Genomic DNA, 15,125 nt, shown 5'->3' with positions numbered 1-15,125 from the left:
AACCTGTCTCCTACCCGATTTCAAAGCATTCCCCGTCTTCATGGAGCTCCACGATCCGGTCCCGGTAAGGCGCGGAAATATCCATGTCCTTTAACCTGCCGATCACAGAAAAATCTCCCCAGAAATGCATGGGAAATGCATGGCTTACCCGGGTCTTTCTCATGAATTCGTCAAAGCCGAGAGAAAAGGCCTTCTCCTGTCTGGGGTCAAGCGGGAGAAAAGCTGCATCTATGTGCATATCTGACAGCTTATCCACTTCCCCAGAATACTGCTTTGCCATCTGGTCATTCCAGCTGTCCGGTTCCCCTTCCCATCTCCAGTTGTTTAGATCTCCGGCATGGTAAATGACCTTTCCTTCCGCTTTCACAAGAAACGCAACGCCTTCATCGGTGGAACGGAGGGTCAGAACCTCTGCATCTGCCCTTTCTTCTGCAGAGATAGGGCCTGTGAGATTTCCTTCTGAATTAGAAAAACAGATCTTTTCCCCGGGCTTCATAAAGACCACCTCATCGAGAAGCTCTTTGGGCAGACGTCCCTTTGGGATATCATCGGAGAAAATGTACCTGGTCTTCTCATGCTCCTTTATAAGCTCCAGAATTTTTTCAGAATAATGATCCCCGTGTCGGTGGCTTGCAAAAACAAGCAGAGGTTTCTTATCATTGATTTTTGGCAGAGAACCCTCTGTGTAATCGAACAGCAGAGTTACTGTCTCAAGCTCCGCCAGAAATGCACTGTGATGGATATAGGTGATTTTCATTGGAAAAGGCCTCCTTTTTAAAGTTATTTGGAAAAATTATATCACAACTGCCATCACTCTGCATAGCAGGGGAACGCAAAAAGAGCGGGGACAATTGTCCCCGCTCCGGAAATTTAGCATTCCTGATCGAATCATTCGTTCTGACGATTAGTTTGCTGCTTTTGTGGATTCAACTTCTGCTGCTGCATCCTCTGTTTCTACTTCATCTGCTGCTGCATCTTCGCTGCTTTCTTCATCAGAAGCTTCATCTAAGGTAACTTCTTCTGTTTCGGATTCTTCTACAACTTCTGTTGTTTCGTTCTCTGTTGTAACTGCTTCTGTTGTAGCCTCTACAGTAGCCTCAGTAGCTGCTGTTGTTTCAGCAGTCTTTGTGCTTCCACATGCAGAGATAGATGCCATTGTTAATACGGCTACGCCTGTAAGTACCAGTTTTTTTGCTGTTAATTTCATAATTATTCTCCTCCTTGCGATACATAGGTGATATTGTTACATAAATCTGTCTTGGTTCCATGTTGTCCTATGTACTTGAAACCGTGTCTCAGTTTAGCACCTTGAGAAAATAAAGTCAATGATTCCAACTCGCTATTTTTTCCAGCCAAAAACAGGCAAAATCTAAAAATTAATTACAACTGGAGCCGGATGGCCTCATAATAAATTATGAAATTTTGCTCTTGAATTTATTTTATTTTACTAGTTTTAATTTTGTCAACTCTGAAAATATTACAATAATAATTCATTTTTATAATATTTTTTTGTTAATTTTAACCACTATTTTTCCGGCAAAACTGGAAAATCAAATAGTCAGATCAAAACTTTCCCCTATCATTCGACAGATATCTTCCTTCGGTACGGTCCCGTCAAGAAGGACCGTGTTCCAATATTTTTTATTCAAATGATACCCGGGAAGTACACCGGAGAATGCTTTTCTCCAAAACTCCGCCCACTCCGGATCACATTTTAGATTAATACAGACTATCCCATCCCGCTCATAGATCCAGGCAAACACCTTTTTGTTTTTTCTGTGCCGGATAACGGCCCACTGGTGGTCACGAAAGGGATAATCTTCATAAACATCAGGATAGGTTAAGCAATAAGCAATCAATTCTGCTCTGGTTTTCATCGTAATCTCTCCCTTCCTTCCCCATGCCATTGCAGACCGGACCAATACCTGCTATACTTTTAAAATAAGAAAACGGATAAAATACAGACAAAACAGGAGGAATATTCTATGTTAAAAGAACTGGTTTCAAAATGCCGTACCTTCCGCCGGTTTTATGAGGATGAGGCGGTTTCCACGAAAGATTTAAGGGAGCTGGTGGATCTAGCCAGGCTCACCGCTTCAACAGCCAATTCCCAGGCGCTTAAGTTCTGGCTGTGCAGCACCCCGGAAGAAAACTCCAAGGTGTTTGATACCCTGAGCTGGGCCGGTGCTCTGCCGGACCGGGACGGACCTGAAAAGGGGGAACGCCCATCTGCCTACATCATCATTCTATGCGATCTCTCCCTTGGGAAAAATAAACTGTATGATGATGGAATTGCTGCTCAGACCATCATGCTTGGGGCTGTGGAAAAAGGATATGGCGGATGCATATTGGGAAATGTACGGAGACGTGAACTGGCAGAAGCTCTTTCCATTGAGCCATCACGGTACTCCATAGACTTAGTCCTTGCTCTTGGAAAGCCCAAGGAAGAAGTGGTCCTTGTCCCAGTTAAAGAGGACGGGGATATTCGCTATTACCGGGATGAGAATCAGGTACACTACGTTCCAAAAAGAACCCTTGATGATATCATCATTTAGAACAGCTAGCTTACGTTTCTGACTTCTACCTGATATAGGGTGACATAGTGCATGCAGATGCATGTTTCTTTAAAACCTCTGTCCACATTTAGGACAGTATTCAAAATCCTCTGTGGTTTCATACCCGCAGTGGGAACATTGCTTCCGGTTCCAGTCTGAACTCCTGTGGCCGGACTGCACCAGGGTCAAATCCTGCTCACTAATGTCTACAGACTCTTTATGATTCAGTCTTTTTCCTTTTTCGGGGTTCAGTTCGTAAAGGGTATTACAGCAGGACATTTGAACGTAATATCGTCTGTCCCATTTTATAATGGGGATGAAAAAAATACTGAAATAACTATAAGTCATAAAAACCTGGTATCTGCCGTAGCCTCCACACAGGCCGCAGATTATTGTTTTTGTATAATCGAGTATTTTCTTTCCCTGGCTCATGCCGCATATAAAAAACATAAGATCCTCCTGAATTTGAATATGGATTATCATGATATGTGATATTTATATGAATTCTATCATAATTCCATATCGCTTACAACTCATACAAGGACATATTCAGGACAAGCAAACAAGATTTTCACGTAAGCTGTTTCGCAAAAAGGAACGCATAAGATAAAGGTGCTGCAAAATGATTCGTAAATAGCCATTTTGCAGCACCTTTTCTATGTTTTTATAATAACGAGAGAGGGCATTACCGCATGGTAAGTGATCTGCTCATGCTGCAATGCCCTTTAAATTATCGGTTATCTTCTGTTCCAGCCTCGGAACGGCCATAAAAAGTAATCAGGTACAACCCGCAAATTCCTACTAGAGCATACACGATTCTTGTAATCCATGTCATGCTGCCGAAAATAAATGATACCAGGTTGAAGTTAAAGAAACCTACCAGCCCCCAGTTGACCGCGCCAATAATGGCTATAGTCAGAGCAGTGTAACTCAATGCTTTATTTCCCATGGCACTACCTCCTTTTCTTTCTTTATTATGGAGTAGTTTTTTGGTTTTTATACATTATTTTCCTAAACTATCAATCCTGGCTTTTATATCACTCTCCCTGTCCTTGAATAAAAGCCGTTCATTATATTGATAATACCGTTCACAATCGTATTCTTTTAAAAATTTAACGCTATGATACCCGGTATTTAATTCCGTTATAAATACCACCATTTCCTGTCCGTCGCCGAAGGCGGCTTCCATAAAATCAAAGGCATGCTCCAGGGATTGTCCACCCTCTTCTAAAAGCGCCTCATATCTGGCGTTTTCTTCCTCAAACAACTCCCGTATTCGGTCCCAGGCAGCCTCATTCCCGGTTCCTTCCATTCGGAGGGTTTCCTCATATTGAACAAGAAGGGCCTCCACATCACGACGTAAATAATCTTCTCTCCTGCTTAAAAGGCCGGCTTTTCTTTTCCTGTCCCAATCACCATTCCACTGATCCCTTAGTTCGGCAAGGCGGGCCACCATGGAGGTATCCTGATCTTTTTCGGATTCCGGACTTATTTTTTTAAGTTCTTCCATCAAAAGGCCGGTTTTATCCCCCTGATCAGACACAGATCGGAAGCTCTGACCCAATCTAGACAGCAGCAGGCCGATGACACTCAGCTTCTCATCAAAAGATGCCCGTTTCAGCCTGTCACACAGGCTCTCCTTGATGATGCCTGACAAGATCTCATCGATCTGGTAATCATCCCGGTACTTATAATAAAGATCCAAATAGTTGGTAAAATCCTTTGAAATTTTAGGAAACTGGATATACTCTCCCACCACATCCCGGTCCACTTTTTTGCCCAGGCGCTCATAAATTTCAATAAATTTTGATAAGTCATCCCAGCCTCTGGGGGTAGCGAAGAATTTTCCATCAACCGTAGTTTCGATCCGGCAGAAGTATTCGGTCCTGGCATTCAGATAGGAAATAACCGCTGGATGCAGAGCCTGCTCATAGGCATAAGCCTTCCATACCTCAAAGTCCGGTTCTACATGAATGAGCTTGATACGGTCTAAGGTCACCACATCAAAGTCTCTGACCGATTTGTTATATTCCGGCGGGTTTCCAGCCGTCACAATAACCCAGCCTTCGGGAATCTTGTGGTTTCCGAACGTTTTATACTGGAGAAACTGGAGCATGGTCGGCGCAAGGGTTTCGGACACACAGTTAATCTCGTCGATAAAAAGAATCCCCTCCTTAAGGCCGGAGCTCTCGATCTTATTGTAAATTGAGGCCACGATCTCGCTCATAGTGTATTCTGTTACACGGTAAGTACTCCCGCCGAATTCCTTTTCATTGATAAAGGGAAGTCCCACCGCACTCTGGCGGGTATGATGGGTGATGGTATAAGCCACCAGGCCGATCCCGCATTCTCTTGCTATCTGCTCCATGATCTGGGTTTTTCCCACTCCCGGAGGTCCCATGAGAAACACCGGTCTTTGGTGAACCGCCGGTATCTCATATGCGCCGTATTCATCCTTTAGCAGATAGGCTTCTATGGTATTCTTAATTTCTTCTTTCGCTCGTTTAATATTCATAATAAAATCTCCTGTCAAGTAACTTCCAGATCCTCTTCTGTCAGGATCACTTTCATGGCCCAGCCTGGTACGGAAATGTCCTCATACTGGTCTTCCATAAAGACAAATGCCGTATCATAGGGAGGCATTTTCACCGGATATATCCCTTTTCCGTCGGTAAAATACAAAAGGCCACGGAGCTTCTTAAAAGCCCCTTTATTTAAAAGACCGTTCACATACTCGAAAGCCGGTCGGAAATCCGTTCCGCCAAAACCAGATAATGTGAAATGCTCCATATAATCTTTCATCTCCTCCCTGCTTGTGATGGTCACATCAGAGCGGATTTCCTCATCACACTGGATGATATGGATATTGATATTCCGGAAATAGCTTTCCGATTCCCCGAGGACGCCATAGGTTTCCTGAAGGAAATGCCGTACCAGATCCCCGGATACGGACATGGATGTATCGATCACGATCACAAAATCCTCAATTTTAAAAACCTCCTTTGTTTCCAAAGGCTCAATAAGAGGCATATTCCGGTAAAGAGACATGCCGTAAGTATAAAACACAGGGTCAAAGGAATCCGGATCGATCTCTGCCTCCTCCCTTAACACCGCAAACTTTCTTAAAAACTGTCTGTAATTATATTTTTCCCGGTTTTCGACTTTCACCTGTTCCAAAAGGTTTCTTGATGAATCCTCATTCTTTTCTCCAAAGGATTCCATTTCCGTCTGCATGGTCTCCCGGATGTTCTGCCATTTATTCTGCCGCTCCATCTGTACTCCCGAAGGGGCCTCCTCTTCCCACCGGTCATGGTTATCCACGTAGAATTCTGCTGCCATCCGTCCATATTGCTCCGGGGTCAGACTCATATCCTGAAGCTCTTTATAAATTCCCTCAGCGGTAAATACCTTTCGTTTTTCTGCCAGTCTGCCGTAGACCTCCCTGCGGTAAGGAGTCTGGTGCCGATAAACGGGTTTCACATAAAATCCATCCAGAATGGACTCTATGGTGATATCGCAGGCCAGATCCCAGTATTCCTTTTCCCGTTCCCCTTTCCCACTCAAATGGCAGAACAGGCAGTGGAAAAGCATATGCAGATAGGCCCGGTTTACCAGGGTTCTGCTTCTCTTATATATGGAAAACAAATGTTCCGGCTGATAATAGATCACAAACCCATCCGTTCCTAAGCCCAGGCCTGTCCAGTCAGCCGTAAATCCAAGGCTGTTTAGGGCTACATCCAGATACCGGAAGCTTAAATAAAGTTCATTGCGGGCATTGGTCAGGATCTCATAGCCCAGTTCCACCTCTGCCAGTTCATCAAGCTGCCTTTGTTTCACCGGATCGATCATGGTTCCACCCTCTTTCTGTTTGATTCTATATAAGGCTGTTCGATTTGCCTTCATTAATGAAATTATATCAGGGAAAACTTTCGTTTCCCTGCCTTAAAGCGTTGGCGGCGAAGATTCATAAGGACGCTTAGAATCTCAGGCTTGTCAGCACTTCCCGCCATGTCGACCATCCTGTCAAAGTCCTCCTGATTAAGGCCGTACTGCCCGGCAAGCCAAAGGAAAAGGGCCGGGTCCTTTTCCTCAAGCGCCAGTCTCGCCGCTCCCTTAAAATGTTCCATCAGGTAAGCCTCATATACCTCCCTATCCTTTGCAAGAAGTTCCAAAGGAGTATAAAGCCTTCCAAGAACCAGGGCTGCAGTCACCCGCTCCGGCTCCTGCACCAGGATATGAGGGAACAGTGCGTCGTATTTATGAAACTGAAACTCCGTCTGATCAAAGCAGTAACGGTACATATGGCCGCAGCCATGCATTTCCCGGAGGATGATTCTGGCTGGCGTATGCTCCACAGACTCCTCAAACATTTCGGGAAAAACCAGCCTCGCATTCCCCTTACTGCTATAATAGTTTACATAAAGTTCCTGCCGCAGTTCCGCAAGCAGTTCCTTCATGCAGGAACGTTCTCCATCGATCATATGAATATCTAAAAACCGGACCCCTGTGCAGCCGGTAAAAAGTCCGGATCCTACATCAAAGATGGAGCTCGAGCACTCCACACGGCTTAACTCATAACAGTTATAGAATGCATAATTTCCTATTTTCCTAATCGTGTCCGGCAGATATATCTCAATCAGCCCTTCACAGCTTATCTCCGGCGGAATATCTTTTTCTTCTATTACAATTGGGTTGCCCTCTTCATCGCACAGGCGTATCTCTTTTCCTGCCAATGAAAGCATTTCTTTTTTCCCCCAACCATCGGAGAATGCATAGGCAGCCAGCTCTGTCACCGGCAGGCCCCCAATCTTCTCCGGGATCCGCACGGAACCGTCATATCCCCGACAACCCAGAATCTGTACATGGTCATCTTTCATCTGATATAAAAACATCCTGAAATCCTCTCCACTAACCGTTTAACACTTCAATATAACAGAAAAGCGGAAGAAATGCAACGGAGTTTTTCTGGAAACAGGTAAAATCATTCTCCAAACTTTTTAATAGTAAACATCTGCTCCAGCAATAGCCAGTTTGCCCGGAAAAACTGCATGAGCTGCCAATACCCGGCACCGGTTAAGCCGAATTCTTTGATTAATTCAAACTTGGCCTTATAACTTCTCACATCCTCAAACCAAACCTCATGCTGAATTCCATATTGCCAATAACGGAAATATGGGGACATGGCAACCTCGTCAAACTGAATCTCCACACCATGGTCAATGGCAATCTGGATCGCCTCCAAGTTATTTATGGTCCTTGCCCTTGTCACTCCTCTCTCATAGGGCAGGGGCCAATCGTATCCGTAATTGGGGATTCCCAGGCTGATCTTCTCCGTTGGGATGGCTGTCACGGCATACTCCACTACTTTTCTGACCATGTTGATGGGGGCTACTGCCATGGGAGGGCCGAAAGTATATGGACCGATAGCTCATATGTAATTGCATCAACAGTCTAAACCAGTTATTGCGTAAGCTATTGAGCTACATTATTATCTGTACTATGATGTTATGAACATGTAAGATTAGCATATAATAGATTAATAAAATCAATTGAGGGAATCCATGAACCTACACGTAGTACAACCCGGTGAAACCATAAATTCAATAGCAGAATATTACAATATCCCTGTTGACAGATTAATATTGGAAAACGGAATTACAAACCCTGAAAATTTAGCAACAGGCCAAACAATTGTGATTGTTCAACCTGAAGTGCTTTATACTATCCAGGCCGGTGATTCTTTGGAGAGCATTGCAAAACAGCATGGTACTACAACAATGGAATTATTAAGAAATAATCCCTATCTTTCCGACATGGAATTTTTGTATGCCGGTGAAACTATAGTTATAAGCTATCAGACGAATAGAAAAAGTACAATTGCCACTATTGGTTATACTTTTTCATATATAGATAGATCTGTTTTAATAAAAACACTTCCTTTCTTAACTTACCTGACTATATTCAATTATAGGACTACAAGTGAAGGAGAAATTATCTCAAATTCCGACGATACTGAAATTATACAGCTAGCTAAAGCATTTGATGTTGCACCCATGATGTTTATTTCCACTATGACGGAAGAGGGAATCGTCAGCCGTGAAGTGACCTATAATATTATAAATAACCCTACTGTGCAGGATCGCTTTATTGATAACGCTCTTTACATATTAAGAACGAAAGGTTTTTATGGTATAAATATATATGCCGAAAACGTAACCAATGGAAACATAGACAGCATTGCAGCATATTTGAAAAAAGCCTCTGCAATATTTCATTCAGAAGGTTATAAGGTACTGGTTACCATTACACCGGCAACGAATGTAGATATCCCAGGCGTCAATTTTGAAAGATTAGACTATTCAAAATTATCTGAATATGCAGATGGAATTATATTTTCTTCTTATGACTGGGCAAGGTCTTACAGCTATCCAAGCGCAATATTTCCGGTTAATATCTTAAGAGAATTGTTAGATTATGTGGTTAGCATCATTCCCCCGGAGAAAATTTTTCTAGGAGTCACCGCTCTGGGTTATGACTGGACACTTCCATATGTCCCCGGTGCTACAGAAGCTGTTGTAATATCTAATAATAGTGCGGTACAAATTGCAGCAGAAAACAAAATCCCAATACAATTTAATGAAGTAGCACAGTCATCATACTTCTACTATATTGATAGCGATGGGATTCTGCATGTAGTATGGTTTAAAGATGCAAGAAGCTTTAATGCAAGGACTGGACTTATAGAGGAATACAATCTTCAAGGTATATCTATTTGGACTATAATGAGATTCGATACCCGAATGTGGCTTATTATTAATAATCAATATTACATCCAGAAGTTATAAATATCCATGAAGGCAGTTTGTAAAGAACTTTTTAAAAGCGGGCCGGAAATTGAACTGACCCCAATAAGTTGGATTTTTAGGTCTAACTCATTGGAGTCACATCAAATACCGGATACCCGCTTTAATAATTTAGTTAATCGGATATTCATATCCGCTTCGCTACTTGCTCACAGCATGCCCCGCTTCACCGGGCATAACCTCATAGCTGCTATTTCAGCTTGTCAGAAGGTTTTTTTTCCCTTCTGATGCAGGTAAATCCCCACTCCCCACTTATGCCTTTCCTGCATTGAATTGGGGACTTACTTGATGAGGTTAAAAGTTAGTAAGCAGCCTGAATAAATTGACCACATTCACCTGGCCGTACCCCCATATGTTATTGGGATAGGTGTATGAGCTGGACCGCGTCGCCCCTCTTACCATCAACCGGTCAACAGAAATTCCGTTCATTGTGCTGTAATTCCCCCTCACAATGGTCCACTCAAAGACCATGGAAATAATTCCGGCTGTATGGGCGGCGGCAGCTCCTGTTCCGGTCACAGAACCGTACCCGCCTCCGGGGACCGCACAAGTAAGCTGATAACCGGGAGCCGCAATATCCGGCTTGATAAAGCCCGTTCTTGTATAACCCCTGCTTGATTCACCAAGAATTGAGTTATTCATTTGATTATAGGCAGTCACAGTCAGCTGGCGATTGCCGTTTCCAGGTGAAGTGATCGTAGTATCCGGTGAGTAATTAAGGAAATAGGTCTGGTCAGATATGAGACCGTGCGAAGGAAGCCATGAATGAAAAGACAAGGGCTCATTTTCAACGCTTCTGATCCGTATACGCCAGATTCCGGGAACCGTGTTCTGAAAGCGTACCAGGATCATCTGATCTCCGGTTTCCTCTTCAAAAACATAATTATTGACATAAAGGGTAGTTGGGGAGAATACAAAGTTGAATATTCTGCAACCGCCGATCGTAGGATAAATCTGTTGTGTTGATTCCCTGTTTGGTGAGGATATGTCAATGGAAACCCTTCCTAGAGAATGTGACCAGATTTCCATAGCAAATGTTTTATCATCTTCCCCTATTCTTAACTCGAAGTCATTGTAAAAAGGTTCTAGCGGGGTGAAGTTATAATAATGCCTGCGGCCGTTTCCCTCGTTACCGGCAGAAACGGATATGCCGATACCGGTCTGCAATACCAGGTCATTTAAGTAACCGCTTAGGGCGCCATTCCCATCATGACCTCCCTGGTTACTCCCAACGGCGAAGCAGGTGACTACAGGGCGGTTAAACCTTTCCTGAATGGTAAGGGAATAACGAAAACCAAGCATAAGATCAGATTCTTGAAAACATAAATCATCTTCTGGTACAAAATAAAAGCTCTTTAGATTCTGTTTTGCTTCCTTCAGTTTTACGATCACCAGATCAGATTGTGGGACTACACCGCTAAAGGCTTCCAGTGCATTGGGAGTACCGGCAATAACGCTTGCAATGGCCGTTCCGTGTCCGTTGGTGTCTGTTGATGGTACAATGGACAAGGGGTCTTCAGAGTTTAACGCGGTATTGATTGTCTCCCGGCTGTATTCCGTACCAAAGGTAAAGGTCTCTGGAGGAGTGCCCTCTTGCTGAGTCTGATCCCATATGGTAAGGATACGGGTTGAGCCATCGCTGTTGCGGAAAGCGGGATGCTGGTAATCAATACCAGTATCAATGACAACTACAATTACGCCCTGACCGAACAGAGCTAAGGCCGGAATCCGCTGTATCTCTCCAATACCACTTCGTTCAAGACTGACTGTAGAATTGAGGGTATATAGTGACGGAAAGGTGTGTGCGGGGAAATCTGACAAATCACATATATCTATATCTTCCGTCGGAATATGCAGTAAGGAATGCCGGTTGTTTAAATAAGTAATGTAATCATCACTGGGAAATAAAACCACTGGGTTAGTCATAATTAAATCAAAATAATTGTTATCCAAAATTTTTTTCATAGTTAAGTCTCCTCGCTATCACTGAAAGTAGTAATCATACAATAGACAGAATGAGGTCGGCTGCCTAAAATTTGGATGTCCCAGCAACGAACTAAGTGATATACTTGTTAATTAATATGTCAGAAGAAGAAATAATATGAGGGCTAGACCCCTTGTCCACCAGTTCCGGCCTCAGCCGGTTCCCTCCTTATGTAAATAAGCTGCCCTTAGTACCGGCAAGACCATTTTTGCAATTTCCTTAGAAATAGCTTTAGCCTCTTCAGGCGTTGTATCTTTGCAGTAATCGTTATGAAAAATAAAAGTCGTGTTTCCTCTTTTTACTTCCTTCACTTTTGACATATCACCACCCCTTCTAACTGATTCTATGTTACATAGTTTGTACACCTTTACTTGTTTTTGGACTAAAACCTTTATATATACAGCGCCTGTTGTATTCCTGCTCAAATGGCTAGAATCTGACAAGGGCGTATTTTTTATGCCATGAATTAGAATTAAGAGCACAGCATATCCATAAAATAAAATAGATCTAGAAGGGAGCGCCTATGTCATATCTCATGTATTTACGAAAAAGCAGGGCTGACAAAGAAGCGGAAGCCCGCGGCGAAGGCGAGACACTCGCCCGCCATGAACAATTGCTGACCGAACTGGCCGTAAAAATGGGACTTGAAGTCGGCGCCATATATAAAGAGCTGGTTTCTGGAGAGACCATTTCTGCCCGCCCCAAAATGCAGCAAGTGTTATTAGAGGTCATGCAAGGCATGTGGGAGGGCGTTCTTGTCATGGAGGTTGAGCGTCTTGCCAGGGGTGATACAAAAGACCAGGGGACCGTGGCGGAAGCTTTTAAATTCAGCAACACTAAAATCGTCACGCCTTTAAAAACTTATGATCCTTCAGACGAATTTGACGAAGAGTATTTTGAGTTCAGCCTTTTCATGAGCCGTAGAGAATACAAGACTATCAACCGGAGAATTCAAAGAGGCCGTATCGCTGCCTTTCGGGATGGCTGGTACATAGCTGGAACAGCTCCTTATGGGTATGAGAAGGTGAAACATAAAGGAGACAAGGGATATACCCTGGAAATTGTTCCGGAAGAGGCAAAAATCGTTGAATACATCTATGAACTTTATATCGCCGGCGAGCTGAAGGAAGATGGCTGCTATGCTCCTTTTGGTTCCTACCAGATCAGGGACCGGCTGAACGAGCTGAAAATACCTTCTCGAAGTGAAAGACCTTGGTCAGCTTCTTCCATAATAGACATATTAAGTAACCCCACCTACTGCGGATATCAGCGGTGGCAGTGGCGCAAAGTTCAAAAGCAAATGATAGATGGAAAAATCATTGAAACCAGACCCAAGGATGCTGACTGCGAAAAGGTCCGTGGACGTTTCACAGCAATTATACCGGAAGAAAAGTATGACCTGGTGCAGAAAATCAAGTCTGGTAAACCTCTCCCGGTCAACACCAGTACTGCCTTGCAAAATCCCCTTTCCGGACTGGTATATTGTTTCAAATGCGGCACCTTAATGACCAGGCAGCCCAGCAATACCAGACTTCGTTACGCCATCCTGCGCTGTCCAAACAGTAAGTGCAGCAATATCTCATCTCCTCTTTCCCTGATTGAAGAGCAGATCATTGAAGGCTTAAAGGAATGGATTCCGGAATACGAATTAGACTGGCCGGAGGAAACAGAAAAGGAAAATGAAACCACACTGGCTGTCTTAGAAAACTCCCTCCATAACATCGAAGAGAAATATACCAAGACAGTAAAGCAGCTAAATAAAGCCTTCGAACTTTTAGAGCAGGGAGTATATTCCCTTGATCTCTTTCAGGAGCGCCGCAAAAATTTGGAAAATCAGAAAAAGGAGTTACAGGAAGAGTTAAAGCTTATTAAAGAAGAACGGGACCGGATTGCAGCAAGAGAACAGGCCCGGAAGGATTTCATTCCGGCCATAAAGCATCTGGTGGAAGTGTACTTGGAAGTGGATGACATTATGATCCGAAATAGCATGCTAAGAAATGTTTTGGATCATGTAGATTACTTAAAGACAGAAAGAAATAAAAAAGGCGCCGGAAATACGGCGAATTTCACATTGCAGTTTTACCCAAGGATCCCGGAAAGTCACTGAAACACTGGATTTTCATAGGATCAATAATTACATATCCCCTGTCGGCCCATATGTATATCCCCATTCATAAGTCATAAGAAACACCCGGTTAGCAGCCTCACCCAAAAGCGCGTAATCTACTCCTTCATACAAAAGACCCGGCTGTGTGGCCGATGTCTTAGGTGCCAGGGCAACCGTGACCTGATAACCGAACCGGTTCATGATCTGGGTCGTCAGTCTTACAAAGTCCGCATAAGCCACTCGGTCATCCGCCATAATGTACTCAAAATCAAAATCCAGGCCTCCGAACCCCTTTTCCAGCATCTTAAGGCCCAGATTCCAGATCAGCCGCTGCTGGACCTCCATATTATGTACAGCCTCAGATACCAGATTGTTGTTAAAATGCCCGTCAGGGCCGAGAGGAGTGAGGGTCAAAATCGGGCGCACTCCAAGCTGCCACGCCCTTTCTATCATCCAGTCATCCGGGCTTATGGGCGGAACCAGCTCTCCCTCCATGGTAAATCCATAAGAGAAAACATACAGATCCGTCAGAAATGGAAGAGTATTTTCAAGATTATCCGGAGTGATGATCGGGTATGCATAACCAAACACATAAAGAGGCACCCTTTCTTCCGAAGGGGTTTCATCCCTAATATAAAGTGCCTGGCCTACAGCCAGGCGGTATGGATAACCTATCTGGTTATCAAATATAAGGTTTTGTACCGGAATGCCCTGGGATTCGGCAATGGTGTCCACACTGTCTCCCCGCTCTACCACATATATTCTCATAGCAGCATCCTTTTACCAGAATTGGTAAAGCATATGATGAAAAAATCTGTAACATGACAGAAACAGACATCTTTTCAGGCTTCTTTAGAAAAATGTAATGTGCTTTTTTACTGCCTTCGTTGTATAATATTGAAAAAGGAGGTTTTCGTATGCAGAATATTTTAGTATGTGATGATGACAAACAAATCGTGGAAGCTATTGATATATATTTAACAGGAGAAGGGTTTCATGTGATTAAGGCCTATGATGGCTATGATGCCCTAAAGCTTTTGGAAGAAAACGAAGTGGATTTAATGATACTGGATGTGATGATGCCGGGTCTTGACGGAATCCGGACCACTTTAAAGGTCCGTGAGACAAGCAGCATCCCCATCATCATCCTCTCTGCCAAATCCGAGGATACCGATAAGATCCTGGGTCTAAACATCGGGGCAGATGATTATATTACCAAGCCCTTTAATCCGCTGGAGCTGGTAGCCAGGGTAAAGTCACAGCTGCGCCGTTATACCCAGCTTGGAAATATGAACCAACAGCCAGCCGGACAGGTGTATAAATGCGGAGGCCTGGCCATTAATGATGATAACAAGGAAGTTGCCGTAGAGGGAGAACTGATCAAGCTGACTCCCATTGAGTACAACATCCTGCTGCTTCTGGTAAAGAATGCGGGAAAAGTATTTTCCATTGACGAAATCTATGAGCAGATCTGGAATGAAGAAGCCATCGGCGCAGATAATACCGTGGCCGTACACATCCGGCACATCCGGGAAAAAATCGAAATCAACCCAAGAGAACCTCGCTATTTAAAAGTGGTATGGGGTGTAGGCTATAAGATTGAGAAACAATAGGTG

15 protein-coding genes and 1 pseudogene are annotated in these 15,125 nt (G+C 43.7%); 4 read left to right on the top strand and 12 right to left on the bottom strand.

Going from position 1 to position 15,125, the window contains the following annotated elements; translation table 11 throughout:
- Positions 1 to 10 precede the first annotated feature (10 nt).
- From BMW45_RS07540 to BMW45_RS07530, 3 genes are all read right to left on the bottom strand, one after another.
- Complete coding sequence (locus BMW45_RS07540; RefSeq protein ID WP_092241838.1) at positions 11 to 757, bottom strand: MBL fold metallo-hydrolase; 747 nt, start codon at positions 755 to 757, stop codon at positions 11 to 13.
- A 147-nt stretch (positions 758 to 904) separates the two neighbouring features.
- Complete coding sequence (locus BMW45_RS07535; protein ID WP_025230446.1) at positions 905 to 1,207, bottom strand: hypothetical protein; 303 nt, start codon at positions 1,205 to 1,207, stop codon at positions 905 to 907.
- Between the two features lie 343 nt (positions 1,208 to 1,550).
- A complete protein-coding gene (locus BMW45_RS07530; protein ID WP_092241836.1) occupies positions 1,551 to 1,877 on the bottom strand; it encodes an MmcQ/YjbR family DNA-binding protein in 327 nt (108 codons plus the stop codon).
- A gap of 108 nt (positions 1,878 to 1,985) precedes the next feature.
- On the opposite strand from BMW45_RS07530, the gene BMW45_RS07525 reads away from it, so the two are divergent.
- Positions 1,986 to 2,555, top strand: coding sequence for a nitroreductase family protein (locus BMW45_RS07525; RefSeq protein ID WP_092241830.1), 570 nt, complete (start codon positions 1,986 to 1,988; stop codon positions 2,553 to 2,555).
- Between the two features lie 69 nt (positions 2,556 to 2,624).
- On the opposite strand, the gene BMW45_RS07520 is transcribed toward BMW45_RS07525, so the two are convergent.
- The 6 genes and pseudogenes from BMW45_RS07520 to BMW45_RS07495 all read right to left on the bottom strand — a co-directional run.
- Entirely contained in the window at positions 2,625 to 3,005 is a 381-nt protein-coding gene (locus BMW45_RS07520; RefSeq protein WP_092241826.1) for a zinc ribbon domain-containing protein, read from the bottom strand.
- Between the two features lie 280 nt (positions 3,006 to 3,285).
- On the bottom strand, positions 3,286 to 3,504 hold the full coding sequence (locus tag BMW45_RS07515; RefSeq protein ID WP_025230450.1) for a DUF378 domain-containing protein: 219 nt from the start codon (positions 3,502 to 3,504) through the stop codon (positions 3,286 to 3,288).
- A gap of 54 nt (positions 3,505 to 3,558) precedes the next feature.
- Positions 3,559 to 5,070: an ATP-binding protein gene (locus BMW45_RS07510; protein WP_092241823.1), complete on the bottom strand. Its 1,512-nt coding sequence runs from the start codon at positions 5,068 to 5,070 to the stop codon at positions 3,559 to 3,561.
- A gap of 14 nt (positions 5,071 to 5,084) precedes the next feature.
- Entirely contained in the window at positions 5,085 to 6,404 is a 1,320-nt protein-coding gene (locus BMW45_RS07505) for a vWA domain-containing protein (protein ID WP_092241819.1), read from the bottom strand.
- A gap of 62 nt (positions 6,405 to 6,466) precedes the next feature.
- Positions 6,467 to 7,447: a leucine-rich repeat protein gene (locus tag BMW45_RS07500; protein ID WP_092241815.1), complete on the bottom strand. Its 981-nt coding sequence runs from the start codon at positions 7,445 to 7,447 to the stop codon at positions 6,467 to 6,469.
- 89 nt (positions 7,448 to 7,536) lie between these two features.
- Positions 7,537 to 7,971: pseudogene (locus BMW45_RS07495) on the bottom strand (glycosyl hydrolase family 18 protein); the annotation flags it as partial.
- A gap of 145 nt (positions 7,972 to 8,116) precedes the next feature.
- On the opposite strand from BMW45_RS07495, the gene BMW45_RS07490 reads away from it, so the two are divergent.
- A complete protein-coding gene (locus BMW45_RS07490; protein ID WP_092241812.1) occupies positions 8,117 to 9,400 on the top strand; it encodes a LysM peptidoglycan-binding domain-containing protein in 1,284 nt (427 codons plus the stop codon).
- Between the two features lie 312 nt (positions 9,401 to 9,712).
- Here BMW45_RS07490 and BMW45_RS07485 read toward each other — a convergent pair whose 3' ends face one another.
- Both BMW45_RS07485 and BMW45_RS27765 read right to left on the bottom strand, forming a co-directional pair.
- Positions 9,713 to 11,383 carry a S8 family peptidase gene (locus tag BMW45_RS07485; protein WP_092241808.1) on the bottom strand — a complete coding sequence of 557 codons (1,671 nt, stop codon included), beginning with the start codon at positions 11,381 to 11,383 and terminating at the stop codon, positions 9,713 to 9,715.
- A gap of 171 nt (positions 11,384 to 11,554) precedes the next feature.
- The gene (locus tag BMW45_RS27765; protein ID WP_166433299.1) at positions 11,555 to 11,722 is read right to left on the bottom strand and encodes a hypothetical protein; all 168 of its coding nucleotides are present in this window, start codon (positions 11,720 to 11,722) and stop codon (positions 11,555 to 11,557) included.
- 203 nt (positions 11,723 to 11,925) lie between these two features.
- Here BMW45_RS27765 and BMW45_RS07480 point away from each other — a divergent pair, with 203 nt between their 5' ends.
- On the top strand, positions 11,926 to 13,509 hold the full coding sequence (locus tag BMW45_RS07480) for a recombinase family protein (protein WP_092241806.1): 1,584 nt from the start codon (positions 11,926 to 11,928) through the stop codon (positions 13,507 to 13,509).
- Positions 13,510 to 13,536: 27 nt separating this feature from the next.
- On the opposite strand, the gene BMW45_RS07475 is transcribed toward BMW45_RS07480, so the two are convergent.
- Positions 13,537 to 14,277 carry a LysM peptidoglycan-binding domain-containing protein gene (locus tag BMW45_RS07475; protein ID WP_242882944.1) on the bottom strand — a complete coding sequence of 247 codons (741 nt, stop codon included), beginning with the start codon at positions 14,275 to 14,277 and terminating at the stop codon, positions 13,537 to 13,539.
- A gap of 149 nt (positions 14,278 to 14,426) precedes the next feature.
- Here BMW45_RS07475 and BMW45_RS07470 point away from each other — a divergent pair, with 149 nt between their 5' ends.
- Positions 14,427 to 15,122, top strand: a complete 696-nt coding sequence (locus tag BMW45_RS07470) for a response regulator transcription factor (protein ID WP_025230529.1) — start codon at positions 14,427 to 14,429, stop codon at positions 15,120 to 15,122.
- The last annotated feature ends 3 nt before the right edge of the window (positions 15,123 to 15,125 follow it).

Source organism: Lacrimispora sphenoides, from assembly GCF_900105215.1.
GTDB classification, from domain to species: domain Bacteria; phylum Bacillota; class Clostridia; order Lachnospirales; family Lachnospiraceae; genus Lacrimispora; species Lacrimispora sphenoides_A.
This window is presented reverse-complemented; position numbering and strand designations above follow the sequence as displayed.